A 1220-nucleotide genomic window follows, 5' to 3' on the forward strand; every position below is an offset into this window, starting at 1 on the left:
TTGTCGATTCCGCCAACCTGTTGCGCCGTATCTGTGTGCGCCCGCCCTACTTTGCATTGAAAGAACTGCACTTGGAGGATGAAGACCTGCGGGCCGAGGTTCAGGCGGAATTGCCGCAGAGCGCGGAACTGGGTCCCATTCAGGGCGCGGAACTCAGCCGTCACGCCGCCATCGCGGGCCTGTGCGTGGCGGCCCTGGCCCAGCCGGACGATCAGCGCCGCTATTATCTGGCCCAGCGCGCCAGTTACCAGGGCTTCGCGAACGATGCGCCTTACGGCTCCAGGGTCACGCTCAGGGCCACGCTGCTGGGCTTGACCCGGCGGGAGGCCACCGCCCGCATCCAGGCAGTTGTGGGTGGACTGCCACTGGCCGAGGTCGAGGTGCAGTACACCATCCTGACCGACAATGCCTTTGCCCGGCTGTTCCGCTCGCGCGAGCGCCCTGATCTCGTGGACCAGTCCGCCTCTCCGAGCGTCTCACAGCCGCTGGACCGGATGCCGCCGCTGCCGCCTGGACAGCTCTCACACTCGGGCGACACCTGGACCCGCCACATCTCCGAGGTGCCCGCCGCCGCCTGCGCCGGTCATTTCGAGCGGTATCCCGCCATGCCAGTCGCCATCCTGATGGGCCAGCTCTCACAACTGGCCGGGCTGAGTCTGGGCGAGGGCCAGCCCTTCTGGATTCCACAGGCCAGTGTCGAGGCCCATGATTTTTGCTGGGCAGGCGAGTCGGTCACCTTCGAGGCCCAGGCCACCAGGGGCCAAAGACCCCTGAACCATTTTGAGTGCCGGGCCGTGGCCTCGGGCCGGACGGTGGGCCAGATGCAACTGACCTTGCAGCGGGCTGCGGAGACTGGCTGAGCGAACGAACGTGCAGGATGTCCGTGCCCGTCGCCTGTCCCCGTTCGGGCAGATCGGTCCTGCTGTGAGCGGCCAACGATAAAAGGCGTTTTCTTCACGAAGTGGACTGACGCATCCATCCAGAGACGCGTAACACGGCTCCCTGGGCTTGGCGACGGTCCCGCATGGAGGTTCCGGGAATGCCGCACGCGGCCATCACGCCGCACGTCGCGGGGCAATGAGTTTCCCTCCATCTCGCCTCGTCCCGCCGCCGCCTGACTGGGCCTTCATTCCGTCTGAACTGTGACGGTTTTGTGAGTGTGGCCGCCTATGCTGCCGTCATGGCCGTCTCCTCATCGCTCAGCCCACGTGTGTCTGACC

Annotated in this window: 1 protein-coding gene; it reads left to right on the forward strand. The window is 66.0% G+C overall.

Features of this window, described 5'->3' with window-relative positions; translation table 11 throughout:
• The coding region (locus Q322_RS24010; protein WP_029479600.1) for a hypothetical protein at nucleotides 1–860 on the forward strand (860 nt) is incomplete at its 5' end.
• Nucleotides 861–1220 lie beyond the last annotated feature (360 nt).

The sequence above is a fragment of the Deinococcus frigens DSM 12807 genome (assembly GCF_000701425.1).
Taxonomy (GTDB): domain Bacteria; phylum Deinococcota; class Deinococci; order Deinococcales; family Deinococcaceae; genus Deinococcus; species Deinococcus frigens.